15 protein-coding genes are annotated in these 18,772 nt (G+C 60.7%); 5 read left to right on the top strand and 10 right to left on the bottom strand.

The window, feature by feature from the left end:
* Window positions 1–7: 7 nt before the first annotated feature.
* The 7 genes from JJ889_RS02975 to cysG form a co-directional block, all read right to left on the bottom strand.
* Window positions 8–2,575, bottom strand: a complete 2,568-nt coding sequence (locus JJ889_RS02975; protein ID WP_291891409.1) for a M14 family zinc carboxypeptidase — start codon at window positions 2,573–2,575, stop codon at window positions 8–10.
* A 282-nt stretch (window positions 2,576–2,857) separates the two neighbouring features.
* Window positions 2,858–3,691, bottom strand: a complete 834-nt coding sequence (locus JJ889_RS02980) for a ferredoxin--NADP reductase (protein ID WP_366940030.1) — start codon at window positions 3,689–3,691, stop codon at window positions 2,858–2,860.
* Window positions 3,692–3,718: 27 nt separating this feature from the next.
* Complete coding sequence (locus JJ889_RS02985; RefSeq protein ID WP_291891411.1) at window positions 3,719–4,741, bottom strand: cysteine synthase A; 1,023 nt, start codon at window positions 4,739–4,741, stop codon at window positions 3,719–3,721.
* Between the two features lie 19 nt (window positions 4,742–4,760).
* Window positions 4,761–5,876: a phosphoadenylyl-sulfate reductase gene (locus JJ889_RS02990; protein WP_291891412.1), complete on the bottom strand. Its 1,116-nt coding sequence runs from the start codon at window positions 5,874–5,876 to the stop codon at window positions 4,761–4,763.
* A complete protein-coding gene (locus JJ889_RS02995; protein ID WP_291891413.1) occupies window positions 5,857–7,500 on the bottom strand; it encodes a nitrite/sulfite reductase in 1,644 nt (547 codons plus the stop codon). Before JJ889_RS02995 ends, JJ889_RS02990 begins: the two co-directional genes overlap by 20 nt.
* Entirely contained in the window at window positions 7,500–7,775 is a 276-nt protein-coding gene (locus JJ889_RS03000) for a DUF2849 domain-containing protein (protein WP_291891414.1), read from the bottom strand. Before JJ889_RS03000 ends, JJ889_RS02995 begins: the two co-directional genes overlap by 1 nt.
* Entirely contained in the window at window positions 7,772–9,160 is a 1,389-nt protein-coding gene (gene cysG / locus JJ889_RS03005) for a siroheme synthase CysG (protein ID WP_291891415.1), read from the bottom strand. The genes JJ889_RS03000 and cysG overlap by 4 nt, the downstream gene beginning before the upstream one ends.
* Window positions 9,161–9,265: 105 nt before the next feature.
* On the opposite strand from cysG, the gene gcvA reads away from it, so the two are divergent.
* Window positions 9,266–10,207, top strand: coding sequence for a transcriptional regulator GcvA (gcvA, locus tag JJ889_RS03010; protein ID WP_291891416.1), 942 nt, complete (start codon window positions 9,266–9,268; stop codon window positions 10,205–10,207).
* 45 nt (window positions 10,208–10,252) lie between these two features.
* Here gcvA and JJ889_RS03015 read toward each other — a convergent pair whose 3' ends face one another.
* Window positions 10,253–10,927: an outer membrane beta-barrel protein gene (locus JJ889_RS03015; protein WP_291891417.1), complete on the bottom strand. Its 675-nt coding sequence runs from the start codon at window positions 10,925–10,927 to the stop codon at window positions 10,253–10,255.
* 301 nt (window positions 10,928–11,228) lie between these two features.
* Between JJ889_RS03015 and JJ889_RS03020 the strand changes: the two genes are divergently transcribed.
* From JJ889_RS03020 to JJ889_RS03035, 4 genes are all read left to right on the top strand, one after another.
* Window positions 11,229–11,513 carry a hypothetical protein gene (locus tag JJ889_RS03020; RefSeq protein WP_291891418.1) on the top strand — a complete coding sequence of 95 codons (285 nt, stop codon included), beginning with the start codon at window positions 11,229–11,231 and terminating at the stop codon, window positions 11,511–11,513.
* Window positions 11,514–11,687: 174 nt separating this feature from the next.
* A complete protein-coding gene (locus JJ889_RS03025) occupies window positions 11,688–13,484 on the top strand; it encodes an FAD-dependent oxidoreductase (RefSeq protein ID WP_291891419.1) in 1,797 nt (598 codons plus the stop codon).
* Window positions 13,481–15,310 carry a 2-oxoacid:acceptor oxidoreductase subunit alpha gene (locus JJ889_RS03030; protein ID WP_291891420.1) on the top strand — a complete coding sequence of 610 codons (1,830 nt, stop codon included), beginning with the start codon at window positions 13,481–13,483 and terminating at the stop codon, window positions 15,308–15,310. Before JJ889_RS03025 ends, JJ889_RS03030 begins: the two co-directional genes overlap by 4 nt.
* A 2-nt stretch (window positions 15,311–15,312) precedes the next feature.
* Window positions 15,313–16,365, top strand: a complete 1,053-nt coding sequence (locus JJ889_RS03035; RefSeq protein ID WP_291891421.1) for a 2-oxoacid:ferredoxin oxidoreductase subunit beta — start codon at window positions 15,313–15,315, stop codon at window positions 16,363–16,365.
* On the opposite strand, the gene JJ889_RS03040 is transcribed toward JJ889_RS03035, so the two are convergent.
* The gene (locus tag JJ889_RS03040; protein WP_291891422.1) at window positions 16,362–16,952 is read right to left on the bottom strand and encodes a helix-turn-helix transcriptional regulator; all 591 of its coding nucleotides are present in this window, start codon (window positions 16,950–16,952) and stop codon (window positions 16,362–16,364) included. The two genes, JJ889_RS03035 and JJ889_RS03040, sit on opposite strands and share 4 nt — an antisense overlap.
* Window positions 16,953–17,080: 128 nt before the next feature.
* Window positions 17,081–18,751: a formate--tetrahydrofolate ligase gene (locus JJ889_RS03045; RefSeq protein ID WP_291891423.1), complete on the bottom strand. Its 1,671-nt coding sequence runs from the start codon at window positions 18,749–18,751 to the stop codon at window positions 17,081–17,083.
* Window positions 18,752–18,772: the final 21 nt, after the last annotated feature.

Here is an 18,772-nt window from a genome sequence, read left to right on the forward strand (position 1 = left end):
GCGGCAGTCAATAATCGCCGAATGACCGGTTTATGAGTCCGGAATAGAAGACCGAATTCATGAACATGCGTTCCGTGCCGCGGAATGTCGCTCGGAAAGTCGGATTGTCCGCGAACAGGATGATGCTGCCGCGCCCCATGCGTTGGGCGATGACGGCTGGCGTGCCGCCGATCTCGTTCTGGCGCCGCTGGGACGCATAACCGGCCAGCAGTGGATTTTCGGCATATTCCACCACGACCGCAAACGGATCCCGTTCGGGACGGGTGAGGGTCAGCGTGGTGTTGCGGTGCAAGGGAATCAGGCGGTCCGAATAGCCAAAGCCCAGCGGGTGGGAGGTGTCGAGATCGCCCTCGAAAATGGCACCGCCGATGACATGTTCCGCATCATCCGTGGACATGCGGGAATAGTCACGGCGTTCTACCGGTCCGTCCCGGTCGGAGGCGCTGCCGGAGCGGGCGTTGTCGCCGAGCAGGAAGTCACGCTGGACGCGGCGGGCGGAGGCGCGCATGGCGATGATCGTGCCGCCTTCCTCGCGGACCCATTGCTCGACACGTTCCTTGGCGCCGCCCAGATCCGCATTGCCGCCAACGATGACCAGGTGGGTGTAGCGTGACCAGTCGATCCCGCCCAGATCACTCTTGCGGCGCAGGGTGACAGGCATGTGCATGCGGTGATCAAGCTGGTGCCAGACCTCGCCAGTGTCGTAACGCGCCAGGCCATCGCCGAAGAGCACCAGAACTTCCGGCCGGTCCACGGAGCGGAAACCCGAGCCATCGCCCAGATCCGGCGTGTTGTCCGGGGTGGAACCGGAAACAGCGGAATAGACGGCGACACCGTCTTCTTCGGCAATCGTGCTGACCAGGGCGTGGATATCCTCGCGGCTGGCATCCTGGCCCATGAAGGGCACAAAGACAGTGCCCGGACCGAACTCGACCAGGCCTGCATGCGTGTTGATCGTGGTGCCCTGGGTGGCGATACGGACGCGGATGTCTTCGTCCAGCAAGCGATAGAGGGACCGTGGCGCGTAATAGTCCGACCAGCGCAGGATATAGCCATAGCTGGAGACCGGCGGTGCCGGACGGGCCAGCGGACCTGCCATCACCGGTTCGCCCAGCATGGCCGGGTTGAGCGTGTTCAGCGGTGCGAATTCCAGATCGAAGGCCAGCGGAAGGGTCCAGCCGGAGACGTCGTAGAAGATGTTCTCCGCGAACTCGGTCGGCTGGTCGAAGACCGAGCGCAGCATGGTGTACTGTACCTGTTCGACCGGGATCACATACGCCTCGCCCGGCCGATAGGATCGGCCGTCGGCGACGATCTCGCGACCAGCTTCATAGACGTCTATATCGTGGCGATTCATAAGGTCGACAAACATGTTGAGACGGGCCGGGTCACCTTCTGCCGAGAAGACATAACCGCGGATACGGCTATCCTGGGCTGCGGCCAGGCTGTCGGCGAAGAACTGGCGCTGATAGGCGGCAATATCATCGCTCTGGGCCAGGGCGCCGGACACGGTGGTCAGCGAGGTGCGGAAATGCGTCCGCACATTGTCGGCATGGCTGACAATGCCGCGATCCGCCTCGATGAGGCCGCCGCGCGCGGCACCGATTTCGAACAGGATGCCCAGCGAACCATTCACCTGCGGGTAGGTGGAACCCTTGCCGACATAAAAATTGTCGAAACCTTCCTCGGTCGTATAGAGACGGCCTTCACCGTCCAGGAAATCGATGTGATGGGTGGCGATGCCCTGGGTCAGTTCACGTGCCCGTTCCGGGATCAGCGGATTGCGGCGTAGCGGCTCACCGGGGTGGAAATAGAATGTGCTCTCCGTACCCATCTCGTGGAAATCGGCGGAAACCTGCGGCTTCCAGCGATGCCACTGTTCCATCCAGGCACGGCTTTCCGGCTGGGTTTGCAACAGCCACTGGCGGTTGAGGTCAAACCAGTAGTGATTGGTCCGCGCCTCGGTCCACAGATTGTGCTGTTCGTGTTCCGGATTGGTGACGCGTGTCGTCGCCCCATAGGTCTCGACATGGTTCACACGGCGGGCATGGCCGTCCGGGTTGAAAATGGCCGTGATCAGGATGACAGCGTCATTGAGGGTCTGCTCGATCTCCTCACCCTGCGCAGCGGCATAGTGATAAAGCACCGGAATGGCTGCATCCATGCCGGCGGACTCGGCACCGTGCACGCCGTAATTCATCCAGATGACCGAGGGGCCATCACCCGCAGGGGATGACGGGTCAAGCTGGGCCAGGTGCGCTTCGCGGATTTCCTCGAGACGCGCATGGTTCTCCGGCGAGGTGACGACGAAGAACTGGATCGGACGCCGCTCGTGCGAATAGCCGATGGTTTCGACATGGATGCGGTCGGACTGTCCGGCGATCTCGGTGAGATAGCGCACCATCAGGTCATGGCGGATCGGATGTTCGCCCACGCCAAAGCCGAGGACTTCCTCGGGTGTTGTGATGGCGCTATCGTATTCGACACCTTCAACCTGGTAGAAGCTGACCGGCTCAGCCGCGGCACGGCCGGCAAAGGCGAGTGAAATCGCCAGTATCGCAAAGAGCAAGCGCATGAGGTCCCCTCGAATCTGTTTGGGGGAAAGCTAGCGCTGCTCGGTACTTGGTCCAATGGGGTGCACGATTAAGTTATGTTCGGGCGGGGTTTCTAGCTGCGCCTTCGGCGCGCACCCACTCCACCATTGCTGCGCAATGGTCCACCTCGCCCATCAAGGGCGAGGATGGCTGTATCGCTGTTGGAGTTCTATCCTTTCCCTCGATGGGAAAGGTGCCCGCGAAGCGGGCGGATAGGGTGCGGCCCGAAAGGGCCGACTTGAAGGACACCCGTGACGATCACATCAGTCCGTTGCCACGAACGCCTTCTCGACCACGAAATCTGCCGGTGCGGCGTTGGAGCCTTCGACAAAACCCCGGTCCAGACAGATCTGGCGGGTGTCCTTGAGCAAGCCCTCGGATCCGCAGATCATCACCCGATCTACTGCCGGGTCGAAGGCCGGAACGCCGAGATGGTTGAACAGCTCGCCGGAATTGATCATGTCGGTGACGCGGCCTTTGACCGGGCCGTCATCACGGGTGACCGAAGTGAAGTGCACGAGTTTCTCGCGGGCCATTTCGCCGATCAGCTCGTCTTCCTTAGTCGCGGCGACCAGCTCTTCGCCGTATTTGAGTTCCGCCAGCTCGCGGCAGGTATGTGTGAGGATGACCTCGTCGAATTTCTCATAGGTCTCCGGGTCGCGGATCAGGCTGGCGAAGGGCGCGATGCCCGTGCCGGTCGACACCATGTAGAGACGCTTGCCCGGTTTCAGCGCGTCGAGCACCAGCGTGCCGACGGGCTTCTTGCCGAGCAGGATTTCATCGCCTTCCTGGATGTGCTGGAGGCGGGAGGTCAGCGGACCATCGGGAACCTTGATCGAATAGAAATCGAGCGCTTCATCCCAGAACGGGCTGGCGACCGAATAGGCGCGCAGCAGGGGTTTGCCGTCTTCTTTCGGCAGGCCGATCATGATGAATTCGCCAGACCGAAAGCGGAAGGCCGCCGGGCGGGTGATGCGGAAATGAAAGAGGCGATCCGTATAGTGTTTGACCGAGAGAACGGTCTCGATCGTATACGGGCCCGGCTTGGCCGAGATCTTGTTTTTTTCGCGCGCAGGCTCAGTGGTCATGACATTCATTTCGTAACTCGTCTGTCGGTGAGGCGCCTAGGCGTCTTCCCCGGGCGCTTCGGTAATCGTCCACGAGGGAACGGGCAAGCCCCGGCTCATAAGGAATTCAGGATTGAACAGTTTACCGGCATAACGCGCACCGGCATCACACAGCATGGTGACGATGGTTTTGCCGGGGCCAAGATCGCGCGCCAGGCGCATCGCGCCAGCGATGTTCACACCGGCAGACCCGCCCAGTGAAAGGCCTTCCTGTTTGATGAGATCATAGAGGATGGGCAGCATTTCCGCGTCTTCGATGCGGTAGATATTGTCGACCTCAAGCCCTTCAAGATTACCGGTGATACGGCCCACACCGATGCCTTCGGTGATGGATGAGCCTTCGCCCTTCAGCTCGCCGGTCGTGTAATAGCTATAGAGCGCAGCGCCCGCCGGATCGGCGACACCTATTTTCACGTCCTTGCTGAAAGCGCGCAGACCTGCGGCAACACCGGAGATCGTGCCGCCGGTGCCTGCCGCACAGATGAAGCCATCAACCTGGCCATGGGTCTGTTCCCAGATTTCCGGGGCGGTGGTCTTCTCGTGGGCCCGGCGATTGGCGAGGTTGTCAAACTGGTTGGCCCAGATCGCCCCGGCCGGATTGCTCTCATTGAGCTCTTCAGCCAGACGTTTTGAGAAGTGTACAAAATGGTTCGGGCTTGAGAACGGCGCGGCATCGACCTCGATGAGGCGGGCACCAAAGGAGCGGACCGTATTCTTTTTCTCTTCCGACTGGGTGCGCGGCATGACGATGGTGACGTCATAACCCAGCGCGCCGCCCACCAGGGCGAGGCCGATGCCGGTATTGCCAGCTGTGCCCTCCACGATGGATCCGCCCGGGCGCAGCGTGCCTGCGGCCTCGGCTTCACGCACGATATTGAGCGCGGCGCGGTCCTTGACCGAGCCGCCCGGATTGAGGAATTCGGCCTTGCCGAGAATTTCGCAGCCGGTCGCTTCCGACGGCCCGTCGAGCCTGATCAGCGGCGTATTGCCGATCAGGTCCAGAACATGTTGTGAAGACACGAGGCGTGCCCTTTCGTCTTTATTCTGCTGCTACCGGAGCTTCTAGCGGGCTCGGGCGGTGAATGCCACATTCTGACTTGTCCTGGCCGGACCAGCGGCCGGAGCGGACATCGCCGTCGGTTGCCGGTGCGGTACAGGTCCAGCAGCCAATGGAGGCATACCCCATTTCCGTCAGCGGGTGTCGCGGCAAATCGTAGCGTTCAAAATACGCATCGATCTCTTCGGCTGACCAGTTGGACAGCGGATTGACGCGAATACTGCCATTGATGCGTTCCACCAGGGGCAGGCTCAGCCGGTCGCCGCCATGGAAACGTTTGCGACCGGTGATCAGCGCATCATACTCGTTCAGCACACCATCAAGCGGGCGGACCTTGCGCAGGTCGCAACAGGCATCAGCATTGCGGCTCCACAGCTTGCCATCTGCATCCTCGGCAGAAATCTCGGTTTCGCTGGGGCGGATGACACGCACATTGGTCAGGCCGAGTTTCTCGCTAAGCTCGCGCTGATACTGCTCGGTCTGAGCAAACAGGCGGCCGGTATCCAGGAAAAGAACCGGGGTGTCCGGTGCCACACGCGATACCAGATGCAAGCCGATCGCGGCTTCGGCGCCAAAGGAGGACATGATCGCAATGCGGCCCTTCCAGGTGTTCTCGATGGCGTCTCGCAGAACTTCCAACGCGTCCTGCTCACGATATTTGGCGTTCAGCTGGGTCAGGTCAGCGCCCGAGCGCTCGCGCAGATCAATGATGGTCGCGGACTGGTCATTGGCCGGTTGATAGGCCAGAGAGAATTGCGCTTCCGCCTTTGCCCAGTCCGCCGCCAGATCGCCGCGATCGGGGGCGATGGCATCAAAACCCACACGTTTGAGAAAGCCGGCCTGGTCCGGGATGATGTCACCGGTTGCGCGCAGGCGACCGGCATAACCCAGACGCTGGCGCAGCTGGTTGGCCAGGGTGAAGCCTCGACCGTCCTTGAAACTGTCGAATTCTATGTCGACCTGGATTGCGCCTTCGACGCGATCCTTTACGTCGCGCCAGTGGTCAGCGCCATTCAGGGTGACGATATCGCCGCCCCCGGCCGCCAGCTGGGCGTCGGCAAGGGTGCGGGTCTGGTGATCAAGCTGCGAGGTCAGCATAGATAGCCTCCTTGAAAGCGTCGCTCCCCAGGCGGCGCAGCGTGTCGATAAAACGTTCATCGCCCAGGCGTTGGGCGAGATAGGATTTGAGGATGCGGGCGATGGCACCCGGTACGTCCTCGGCGGCCAGGCCCTTGCCGACGATCTCTCCGATCGAGGCATCGGCGCCAAAGGCACCGCCCAGCGTGATCTGGTAAAATTCCTCGCCGCGCTTATCGACGCCCAGAACGCCGATCGCCGCGACATGGTGGTGGCCACAGGCATTGATGCAGCCGGATATCTTGATGGTCACATCCCCGGCCGCCTCGGACAGGCCCTCGGCCTCCAGCGTGCTGGAGATGGCCTGGGAGACCGGGATGGAACGGGCATTGGCGAGGTTGCAGTAGTCCAGGCCGGGGCAGGCCACGATATCCGTCGCCAGGCCAGCATTCGCAGTCGCCAGCTTGGCATCAACCAGGGCTGTCCACACCGCGAACAGGTCTTCATTGCGCACATGCGGCAGGACCAGATTCTGGTCTGGTGTCACGCGCACTTCGTCAAAGCCGTAGTGCTCCGTCAGATCGGCAACGACCTGCATCTGGCCGGTCGTGGCATCGCCCGGTGTGCCGCCGATCGGCTTCAGGGAAATGACGACGCTGGACAGTCCGGCTGTCTGGTGGTCGCGGTGATTGTGCTTCAACCAGTGGCGGAAAGCGGCGGGGCCGGCTTCGGGCACCGGCGATGCTTCCGTGATCGACGGCGTGGAGAAGAAACTGCGAATGCGCAGGATTTCGGATTGCGGCAGGCGCAGCTCGCCGTCGCGGATATAGGACCATTCCTCATCCACCTCGGCAGCGAACGCCTCGACACCCAGCGCATCGACCAGGATCTTGATGCGGGCCTTGTAGAGATTGTCGCGACGGCCGTGCTGGTTGTAGACGCGCAGGATGGCGGTCAGATAGCTCAGCAGGTCACGCGGCTCGACGAAATCCTTGACCAGGCGGGCCAGGCGAGGCGTGCGGCCCTGACCGCCGCCCACCCAGACTTCAAACCCGCGCGCGCCGGCCTCGTTCTCAACGATCTGCAGGCCGATATCGTGCACACGAATGCCTGCACGGTCCTCGGCAGCGCCATTGATGGCGATCTTGAATTTTCGCGGCAGGAAAGTGAATTCCGGGTGCAGGGTCGACCACTGGCGAATGATCTCTGCCCAGGGGCGGCTGTCTTCCAGCTCGTCTGCGGCTGCACCGGCAAACGGGTCCGCGGTGACATTGCGGATGCAATTGCCTGAAGTCTGGATCGCGTGCATCTCGACCGAGGCCAGCTCCTCGAGAATGTCCGGGATATCGACCAGGGACGGCCAGTTGTACTGGATGTTCTGGCGCGTGGTGAAATGTCCGTAGCCGCGATCGTATTTTCCCGAGATCGTCGCCAGCATGCGCATCTGTTCGGCACGCAGGGCACCGTAGGGAATGGCCACACGCAGCATGTAGGCGTGCAGCTGCAGATAGACACCATTCATCAGGCGCAGCGGCTTGAACTGGTCCTCGGTCAGGCGGCCATCAATGCGGCGCTCGACCTGGTCGCGGAATTCGGCGATGCGTTCGCGGACAAGCCGGGCATCAAAATCGTCATAGCGATACATCAGGCTGCCCCCAGGGTGCGGGTCGTACCTGCTGTCGGGCCGGCGAGGCGAATGCCTTCGCGGCGCCATTTCTGGCCGCCGGGTTCGCCCTCGGTGTAATCGATCAGATAGGGGCCGACGGCGATGCCAAACTCGCCCTCTGCGATGGCGAGGGCATTGTCGGCTTCGTCATTATCCAGCGGCTGGGCTTCAGCCAGGCTGGGCGTCCATTGACCGTCAGAGGTGCGGTAGATCACGCGACCATCGGTCAGGCGGTTTGCGGTGATGATTTTCATGCGGAGTACTCCAGCGCAGGCACAGCTGCGCGATTGGCAAAGGCGGCGGTCTCGCCGACAAAAATGATGGACGGCCCGGAGACCGCTTCACGCTGGACCAGGGCAGAGAGCTCACCCAGCGTTCCGGTCAGGCGCCGCTCATTGGCATGGGTGCCGTTTTCGACGATGGCGATGGGCGTGGACGGATCGCGTCCGGCCAGCAAGAGTTTTGTCTCGATCCGGGCCGAGGCACCAACACCCATGTAAAAGACACCGGTCGTGTTGGGGGCTGCGAGCATGCGGTAATCCGCGTCCGGGCCATCCTGTTTGACCACACCGGAGGCAAAGGTCACGCTTTGCGCGTGATCGCGATGGGTCAGCGGAATTCCGGCGGAGGCGGCACAGGCAACGGCGGCGGAAATGCCGGGCGTCACTTCGACATCGATACCGGCAGCGCGCACGGTTTCCAGCTCTTCACCGCCACGACCAAAGACAAAGGGGTCGCCGCCCTTGAGGCGGACAACGCGCTGACCCTTGCGGGCCTCGCGAATGAGAATGTCCTCGATACGTTCCTGGGGCACAGGGTGGTGACCCTGTTTCTTGCCGACATCGATGCGCGCAGCATCGCGGCGGGCCAGGTCGAGAACGTCTTCACTGACCAGTCGGTCGTGCACGATCACATCGGCTTCGCGCAAAAGGCGTGCAGCCTTCAGCGTCAGCAATTCGGGATTACCCGGCCCGGCGCCCACAAGGTGGACGATACCCTTGCTCTCGAGAGCAGGCGCATTGAGTTCGCGCAGCATCTCGCGGCGGGCTGCCGACTTGTCGCCGGAGAGCGCCAGGTCGCGGGCCTTGCCGCGCAGGGCGCGTTCCCAATAGGCGCGGCGGTCGTCAAAACGTTCGAAAACGGTCTTGACCGTCGAGCGCAGTTCGCGCGCCAGATCGGCAATCACACCGATACGGGCCGGGATGAGTTGTTCGATGGCGGCGCGCAGATCCACGGAGAGAACCGGCGCGGCGCCGCCTGACGCGATCGAGATGACGATGCCGTCGCGATCAACAATGGCCGGCGTCTGGTAATCGGACGCTGCGGGGCTGTCGACGATATTGACCTGGGCGCCGGCCTTGCGGGCGGCCTCGGCCTGGCGCTCGATCGCGTCCGTCTCGCCACCGGCAATGAAAACTAATGTCGCGCCACGAAAATCCTTCCGTGTCGGCTCACGGCGGATAACCTCGGCGTATTGGGCGATGTCCGAGGGTACGGGATCAGTGGCATCACCGATGAACCACTTCAATCGGCATGGGGAAGCCTTGAATAGACGTACTTTCGGCTCCGCCATCAGGCCGAAGCCCGACACGATGACCGTTTTTCCCTCCAAGGGAATGGAAGCTGGAAATGTACGCATTGTTCAATCCGATCCTGCGCTTTCGTGGCGCGACCGGTTCAATATTTCTATTGCTTATGGTGAATTCAAACGAGGAATATTGGCTTTTCAGTTTAGAAAAACTATATGAAAGCCATGTCCATCGATCGCCTGCCTCCGCTCAACGCCCTGCGCGCCTTCGAAGTCGCTGCCCGCCTGCAGAGCTTCTCCAAGGCAGCAGAGGAACTTGCCGTGACACCGGGTGCGATCAGCCAGCAGATCCGTCTGCTGGAAGATCATATCGGTCAGGCCCTGTTTGAGCGGCAGGGGCGGGTCATGGTGCTGACCGAGGCCGGCAAGGCCGGAGCGGAACTGGCCAGCGATGCCTTTTCGCGACTGTCCGACACGGTGAGAGCCATGCGCAGCCCGTCCCAGCGCCGCAGTCTGACGGTCTCTGTAGCGCCGTCCTTTGCCGGGAAATGGCTGGCACCAAGGCTTTATCGCTTCCAGGAAATCTATCCCGATATCGAGGTCTGGATTTCGGCCGATCGGGAGCGTGCGGACCTGTCGGGCGGAGCAGCGGATCTGGGCATCCGCTACGGTCCCGGCGGCGATGCGACGTTGAATGAACAGCGTCTCCTGAAAGAGGAGGTCCTGCCGGTCTGTTCACCGCAATTGCTGGGAAATGGTTCGAGCATCCGCTCACCGGCGGATCTGGCGCAGCAGACCCTGTTGCACGATGCCTCGCCGGAAAGTGATGTGGATGGCGCGGACTGGCCGTCCTGGTTCCGGGCGCGCGGTGTTCGCGGTCTGCGGGTCGAGGGCGGCGTCCGCTTCAACCAGTCAGCCCTGGTCATCGATGCGGCTGTTGCCGGCCGCGGTGTCGCCCTCGCCAAACGTGCCCTGGCCCAGAATGATCTGGCTGCCGGGCGGCTGGTCGCCATGTTTGCCGATGGCACGGTCCCGGTTCGGTCGGCCTATCACATCGTGACCGCCCGCAATCGCCCGCTCGACGTCGACGCACAGCGTTTCATCGACTGGCTCATTGCCGAGGCGCATGACCATGAACACTCGCTGGACGAGTTGTAGAATTGAGCGGCCCGACCGCCCGTGCAGAGCCGGGCCGCTCCGGGCCTAGAACCGGTAGCGGATGCCTGTGCGAAGGCCTGCGAAGTCCAGTTCATTCTCGCTGACAATACCGCCCTTGTCGCGCGGAGTGTCGAAATCGACATCCGTGCTGATGCGGTATTCGCCGAAGCCGGAAATGCGGTTCGTGAGCGCGATCTCGGCGCCGGCGCCGTAAACGAGGGCCCATTCGTCCTGCTCAACCAAATCGGTTGGCGGGGCGAAAGTGTAGGCGAGGTTGCTGTCGAAACGGTAGTTCGTGGCACCGATCAGGCCGTAGACGCCGAACCGGTCGGTGACGTCCAGCCCGGCGCGGAAATCGATGCCATAGGAGCTGTCCAGCTCGACATTCGAAATGAGAACATTGTTGATGTTCGTCGTTTCCGCCGTTTCATCGGCATAAAAAACCTCGATGGCGGTGAAGTAGTCGTTTTCCAGCTCCCATCGATAGCCCAGGCCCAGGAAGACACTAGCGCTGGTATCGCGGTCGCTGGAGCTGAGGCTGGGCCCGTCGGCTGGTCCGGTGGTTGGGCCATTGCTGCCGGTATTGCGGGTCAGACCCTGTTCGATAGTTGTGTTGTTGAGACCGCCGGAGACATAGAAGCCGTCCTGGGCAAAACTGGTGGAGGAGACGCCGAGCGTGCCGATGGCGATAAGCAGGGCAGTGGAGATTTGGTTTTTCATTTTCGATCCCTTTTTCGGTAGGCGCTTGGTGCGCTGCCCAGAAAAGGGATCGGTCAGCGATCACATTCAAATCAGCTAACCGGAAGAAAATGCTCACGGGGTGACACGGGTTTGCGCAGCGTCATCAACTGCTTGTGAGCTTTCGCGAATGTGAGGATTGCTCACGCCCTGCTTCCGGCGGGGCGTGGAAATGGCGCATGCCAAAACGCTCCGGAGGCCCGGAAAATGCGCGCTCCCCCGATCAGGGGAAGGTAAATCGGCCGCGCTCGCGCTAACGTCATCGCTCACTCAGGAGATTGTCATGAAACAGCTGCTCGAACCCGTTTTCACCCTGCTGACTGGCGTCGGCTTCATGCTTTTCCTGGCTGTTGCGATGAAACTGCGAAGACGGATGAGTGATCCAGGTGGCCGGATGATCCTGTTTGGTTACCTGGCTTTTCCGCTGAGCTTCCTTCTCTTTTCCTTCGCCGGTCGGGAAAACACCCTAAACAAGGCGTCCGACATGATCCTCGCCGGTGGGGGTGTTGTGATGCTGGCCATGTTGCTGATCGGAGGTGGTCTCCATCTGCGCCAGGGACGCGATTGAGCTGTTAACGATCACATGGCGGCGTTTTCTTGAGACCGCGTCGCAAGCGCAAACAAACAAGGTGTTGCAGACGAAATCTCCTTGACCGGAAAGGGAGGCTGGTTGTGACTATGCCCTTCGAATGGATACGCAATCAGCCGTCTGGCTGATGTTCTCAGCGCCGGGGAGGGGATCTTGAAGCCGACCGATGTGAAGGATCCGGACTATTTCCATAAAGTCGTGGACTGTCAGTGGGCCTGCCCCGCGCATACGCCGGTGCCGGAATACATCCGGCTGATCGCCCAGGGCAAATTTACCGAAGCCTATCTGGTCAATCGTCGATCGAATGTCTTTCCCGGCATTCTCGGCCGCGTCTGCGACCGCCCGTGCGAGCCGGCCTGTCGCCGCGGTCGTGTCGAGGAAGAGCCGGTCGCCATCTGTCGCCTCAAGCGTGTGGCTGCGGACCATCGCGACGAGGTTGCGCACCTGGTGCCGCAAAGGCCCGAGCGAACCAATGGCAAGAAGATTGCGCTTGTGGGCGCTGGCCCAGCCTCGCTGACCGTGGCCAATGATCTGGCTCCCCTCGGCTATGAGTGCACGGTGTTTGAGGCGATGCACCGCCCGGGTGGTCTGATGATCTCCAACATCCCCGCCTTCCGTCTGCCGGAAGAAGTGCTGGATGAGGAGATCGGCTATATCGAGAAGATGGGTGTCGAGATCAAGCTCAACCACCGTGTCGAGAGCCTCAAGGCGCTCAAGGACGAGGGTTATGACGCCATCTTCATCGGTTCCGGTGCGCCCAAGGGCAAGGACCTGAAGATCGAGGGTCGCGATGAGGCGGAAGCCAATATCCATATCGGTATCGAATGGCTGGAAAACGTCGCTTTCGAGCACACCAAGGCTATCGGCAAGAAAGTTCTGATCATCGGTGTTGGCAATACGGCGATGGATTGCTGCCGGACCTCGCTGCGTCTGGGCGCGGATGATGTGAAGGTCATGGCGCGCAAGCCGCGCGAATTCTTCAAGGCCTCGCCATGGGAGCTTGAGGATGCCGAGGAGGAGAATGTCGAGATCCTCGTCAATCACTCCCCGAAGCGTTTTGTCGTCGAGAACGGCAAGCTGACCGGTATGGAGTTCGAGCTGATGGAATACCAGCTTGATGAAAGCGGTCGTATCACTGACACCAAGGTCGCCGGTCGCAAGATCATCCCTTGTGACGATGTCATTCTGGCCATCGGCCAGGAGAACGCCTTCCCCTGGATCGAGCGGGATGCGGGCATCGAGTTCGACAAGTGGGGCGTACCGATCGTTGACGAGACCACGCATGAGTCCACGGTCAAGGGCGTGTTCTTTGGCGGTGACAGTGCCTTTGGTCCCAAGAACATCATCTGGGCCGTCGAACATGGTCACCAGGCTGCAATCTCGATCCATAAACACTGCCAGGGCGAAAGTGTCGCCGAACGCATGCCACGCGGGCTCAATCTCAACTCTGCCAAGATGGGCGTGAACGAGTGGATGTACTCCAACGCCTTCGACGCGTCGGATCGCCGGGAGATGCCGCTTGTGGAACTCAAACAGCGCCTGGCCGATCGTCGCAAGGAAGTCGAGGTCGGCTTTACCGACGAGCAGATCATCACCGAGGTTCAGCGTTGTCTGAACTGTGACGTCCAGACGGTGTTCGAGGCGCCGCTCTGCAAGGAGTGTGATGCCTGTCTGGATATCTGTCCGGTGGATTGCCTGTCGATCGTCCCGGCCGCGGAAGAGGCGGATCTGCGCCAGACGCTGCGTGTTCCGGCGAACAATACCGAACAGGCCGTCTATGTCTCCGAGCCACTTAGGGATACGGGGCGGGTCATGGTGAAGGACGAAGACCTGTGCTTGCACTGTGGCCTGTGTGCGGAACGTTGTCCGACCTCTGCCTGGGACATGCAGGACGCTGATATTTTCATTCCTCATGCCATCGAGGAAGCCGAGGGAGTCGCTGCAGAATGAATGCTGTTGCCAGGATCCAGCCCGACGTGCGGGTCAATGATTTCGTTCTCAAGATCGCCAATGTGAACGGAACCGGTTCTGCCTCGGCCAATGGTCTGCTGATGAAGGCCATTTTCCGCATGGGTGTGCCGGTGGTCGGCAAGAATCTCTTCCCGTCCAACATCCAGGGCCTGCCGACCTGGTACGAGATCCGTTTGACCAAGGATGGTTACCGGTCCCGTGCGGGTACGACAGAATTCATGGTCGCCATGAATGCGGAGACCTATGCCCAGGACCTCGCCGAGGTCTCTCCGGGCGGTGTGATCTTGTATGACGACACCTGGCCGCGTCCGGAGATGCACGCCCGCGAGGACATCACCGCGATCGGGGTTCCGCTGGCGCGCATGTGCAATGCCGAGTTCGACAATGCCCGCACCCGGGTGCTGATGAAGAATATGGCCTATGTTGGCGCAGTCGCTGCGCTGACGGGCATTGATGTTGAGATCATCCGCAGCATGGTCGAGGAGATGTTCGGCACCAAGGCGCATCTGATCGAAGCCAATATGAAGGCCATTCAGCTGGGTCTGGACTATATCCGCGAGAAACATGCAGAGCCGCTGAATCTGCGGGTTGAGCCGATGGACAAGACGGCTGGCCACATCATGATCGATGGCAATACAGCGGCCGGTCTCGGTGCGGTTTATGCCGGGGCGACATTCGGTGCCTGGTATCCGATTACCCCGTCGACCTCGCTGATGGATGGCTACAAGGCCTTCTGTGAGAAGTTCCGGATCGACAAGGAAACCGGAGAGAAGAATTTCTGCATTATCCAGGCCGAAGACGAACTGGCCTCGATCGGCATGGCTGTAGGTGCAGGCTGGAATGGCGCGCGCGCTTTCACCCCGACATCCGGCCCGGGAATTTCGCTGATGAGCGAGTTCATCGGCTTTGCCTATTATGCTGAAATCCCGGTGGTGTTGTTTGACGTCCAGCGCGCAGGGCCCTCAACGGGCCTGCCGACGCGGACCCAGCAGTGCGATCTGACCATGGCGGCCTATGCCAGCCACGGAGATACCAAGCATATCTGTGTCTATCCCGCCGACCCGCGTGAGTGTTTCGAGATGTCGGTCCAGTCGTTTGACCTGGCTGAGCGTTTCCAGGCACCGGTTTTCTTCATGACCGACCTGGATATCGGTATGAATGACTGGATGATTGAGGAGCTGGAATGGGATGACAGCTACGTACCCGATCGCGGCAAGGTGCTGAGTGCCAAGGAACTTGAGGCGATGGAAAAATTCTATCGCTATGAAGATCGGGATGGTGATGCGGTGCCCTATCGAACCTTGCCTGGTACGCATCCCAAGGGCGCTTACTTCACCCGTGGTTCCGGCCATAACTGGAAAGGCGGATACACCGAGGATGGCGTTGAGTACCAGGAAGTGCTGGACCGGCTGACCCGCAAGTGGGAAAGCGCCGCTGACACAGTTCCCGGGCCAGTGATTGTCGACGCGGGCAAGCCGACTCGCCGGGCGATCATTTCGATCGGTGGTTGTGACGGAGCCGTGCGAGAGGCGCTGGACCGGTTCAATGAAGCTGGCTTGCCGCTGAATTACCTGCGAGTGCGCGGATTCCCGTTTAATTCGGAAATCGAAGCCTTCATGGCAGAGCATGACGAGATCTTCGTGGTCGAGCAAAACCGCGACGCCCAGTTGCGCAGCCTGCTGATCAACGAAACTTCGGTCGACAAGACCAAGCTCGTCCCGATCCTGGATTATGCCGGGATGCCCGCCAATCCGGAGTTCATCTACGACGCCATCATGGCGCATTGCGAGACGGAGGAGGCGTAGTCATGACCTCGATGCCGAAACCGAAAATCTCCAAACACCTGCCAACCAACGCGCTGGGCCTGACAATCCGCAATTATGAGGGCGTGATGTCGACGCTTTGCGCGGGCTGTGGCCATGACTCTGTCACCGCGGCCCTGGTCCAGGCCTTCTGGGAGCTGAACCTGGCCCCGGAAAGCGCCGCCAAGGTGTCCGGCATTGGTTGTTCGTCCAAAACGACGGCCTATTTCATGGGGCAGTCGCACGGTATCAACTGTGTCCACGGCCGCATGCCGTCGGTGGCGACAGGCGCAAACGCTGTGAACGGCGACCTGCACTATATCGGTATCTCCGGAGACGGTGACTCGCTGTCTATCGGTTTTGGTCAATTCGCCCATGCCATCCGTCGCAATCTCAACATGCTCTACATGATCGAGAACAACGGTGTTTATGGCCTGACCAAGGGGCAGTTCTCGGCCTCGGCGGATATTGGTACCAAGTCGAAAAAGGGGCTCGCCAACGAGCAGACTCCGATCGATCCGTGTGTCCAGGCGCTGACCCTGGGCGCGGGTTTTGTGGCGCGCAGTTTTTCCGGCGACAAGTCCCAGCTGGTTCCGCTGATCAAGGCGGCGCTGATGCACAAGGGCTTCGCGGTCATCGACGTGATCTCGCCGTGTGTGACCTTCAATGACCACGCTGGCTCGACCAAGAGTTATGCCCATACGTACAAGTATTATCATCCGCTCGTGCATACGGATTTCGTAGCGCAGGCTGACGAGATCACCGGCGCTCCCGATGAGGACGGCCTGCTGAGCGTGACCTTGCATGACGGCGGCGTTCTGCGCCTGCGCCAGACAGAGAGCGATTATGATCCGCGTGATCGTGCCCAGGCCATTGAGACACTGATGACACCGTCCGATTCGGGCGAGATCCGTACGGGTCTCCTCTATCTCAACGAGGATATGGGTGACATGCACGCGTCCAACAGCCTGCCGGCTCGTCCGCTCAATACCATCCCGCAGGATGTGCTCTGCCCTGGCAGCGAAGCTCTGGCCAAGCTGCAGGCGCGTTACCGCTAGTCTGGGGTATAACTGGTGATGATGAGGCCGCCATCGTGTTCGCCGCGATGGGCCTCATAGTCAGCCTCGGTGGTTTGCGTCAGCGTGGCGTAGACATACCAGGAGCCCGTACCGTCCCGCATGGGCGAATAGACCACCTGCCAGAATTGCGGCGGATTGCCCGCGTCCTTCCAGCTGCCGATGGCGCTTTCAATGCGTCCGGATGAGAAGCCGCGGTCGATGAGGGCGTTGATATGATGGCTCAGCTCGTCACCCGCAGTCATGTCTGCCAGCTCGCGCACTGAACCCAGATGGTCGCGCATCGGATCGCTGACCGTTTCCAATGCCAGGTCATCATTGTCCGTGTTCAGCAGGAAACAATGATAGGGGCTATGCTCGATCGAGGCGACAAAGTCGTCGAAAGTGCTGCGCGTGTTCGGGTTTTTACGCAGTTTATCAATAGCTTCAATGATATCAGCTGTGGGCTCGGACAAGCCCGCCTCGATGCGCGAGATCGTGGTCTGGCTGGTGCCGACCATCTGCGCGAACGCGCCCTGTTTCAGGCGTAGTCTCTGTCTAAGCGACCGAACGGTCCGGGCCCAATCCATATTCCGACTTCAAAACACTCACTTTGCGGAGGTCAGAAGTCTTACGGCCCTGGGAAAAGTCCGGGCACTCATAGAATATGAATACCCAGACTATTTCATTGACTTGAATTAGTTTATGCGAATTCGCCTCAGAAGAGTCCGACGACCTGGCCGTTGTCATCGAGCCCGATCTGTTCCGCCGCGGGATGGCGAGGCAGGCCCGGCATGGTCATGATCGCTCCGCAGATAACGACGATGAAGCCGGCGCCCGCTGACAGTCGGACCTCCCGGACGGGGACCGAGTGATTGGAGGGCGCGCCGCGAAGGTTCGGGTCTGTCGAGAAACTGTACTGTGTCTTGGCCATGCAGACAGGCAAGTGCCCGAAACCGGCCTCTTCCCATTCGCGCAACTGGTCCCGGATCTTCTTGTCAGCCAGCACTTCGTCAGCACGATAGATGGTCTTGGCGACTGTCTCGATCTTTTCGAACAGGCTCAGATCATCACCATAGATCGGAGCGAACTGGGCGACACCGCCTTCGATGATCTCGACCATACGATTGGCCAGGTTCTCAGTGCCTGCCGAGCCATCGGCCCAGTGGCGGCAAAGAATGGCTTCGCTACCCATGGACGCGGCGTATTCCTCGACAAGTGCGACTTCGGCGTCGGTATCGGAGGAGAAATGGTTGATCGCGACCACGGCCGGTACACCGTATTTGCGGACATTCTCGATGTGACGGCCGAGATTGGCGCATCCCTTCTTCAGGGCTTCGAGGTTCTCTTCATTAAGGTCAGCCTTGGCGACACCGCCATTGGACTTGAGTGCGCGGATGGTCGCGACGATGACGACGGCCTTGGGTGACAACCCGGCCTTGCGACACTTGATGTCGAAAAATTTCTCCGCGCCCAGGTCCGCGCCAAAGCCCGCTTCAGTGACGACATAATCGGCCAGTTTCAACGCCGTCTTGGTGGCGATGACCGAGTTGCAGCCGTGGGCGATGTTCGCGAACGGACCACCATGGATGAAGGCCGGATTGTTCTCGAGTGTTTGTACCAGGTTCGGCTGCAGAGCGGTTTTCAGCAGGACTGTCATCGCACCATCTGCCTGGACGTCGCGGCAGGTCACTACCGTCTTGTCGCGGCGGTAGCCGATGATGATATTGCCGAGGCGTCGTTGCAGGTCTTCCAGGTCCTCCGCCAGGCAGAGGATAGCCATGATCTCCGAAGCCACCGTGATGTCGAAACCGGACTGGCCCGGGAAACCGTTGGCCACGCCGCCCAGTGAAGCGATAATCTCGCGCAGGGCACGGTCATTCATGTCCAGCACGCGGCGCCAGACCACGCGGCGCTGGTCGATCTCCAGCGCATTGCCCCAGTAGATATGATTGTCGATCATCGCGGAGAGCAGATTGTGCGCCGAAGTGATCGCGTGAAAATCGCCGGTGAAGTGGAGATTGATATCTTCCATCGGCACGACCTGGGCATGTCCCCCGCCCGCAGCGCCGCCCTTCATGCCGAAACATGGTCCCAGGGAGGGTTCGCGGATACAGATGGTCGCGCGTTTTCCAATCCGGTTCAGCGCATCGCCCAGCCCCACTGTGGTGGTCGTCTTGCCCTCACCGGCGGGCGTCGGATTGACCGCCGTCACCAGGATAAGATTGCCATCTTCGCCGCCATTCAGCGATTTGATGTAGTCCGCCGTCAGCTTGGCCTTGTCATTGCCGTACTGGGCCAGCGCCGTGGACGGGATGCCGAGCTTCTCCGCGACGTCCGTGATCGGCAGCATGTTGGCCGCACGGGCGATATCGATATCACTGTTCAACGTCTTCTCTCCCCCTCGAAG

Source organism: Maricaulis sp., assembly GCF_017643475.1.
Lineage (GTDB): Bacteria > Pseudomonadota > Alphaproteobacteria > Caulobacterales > Maricaulaceae > Maricaulis.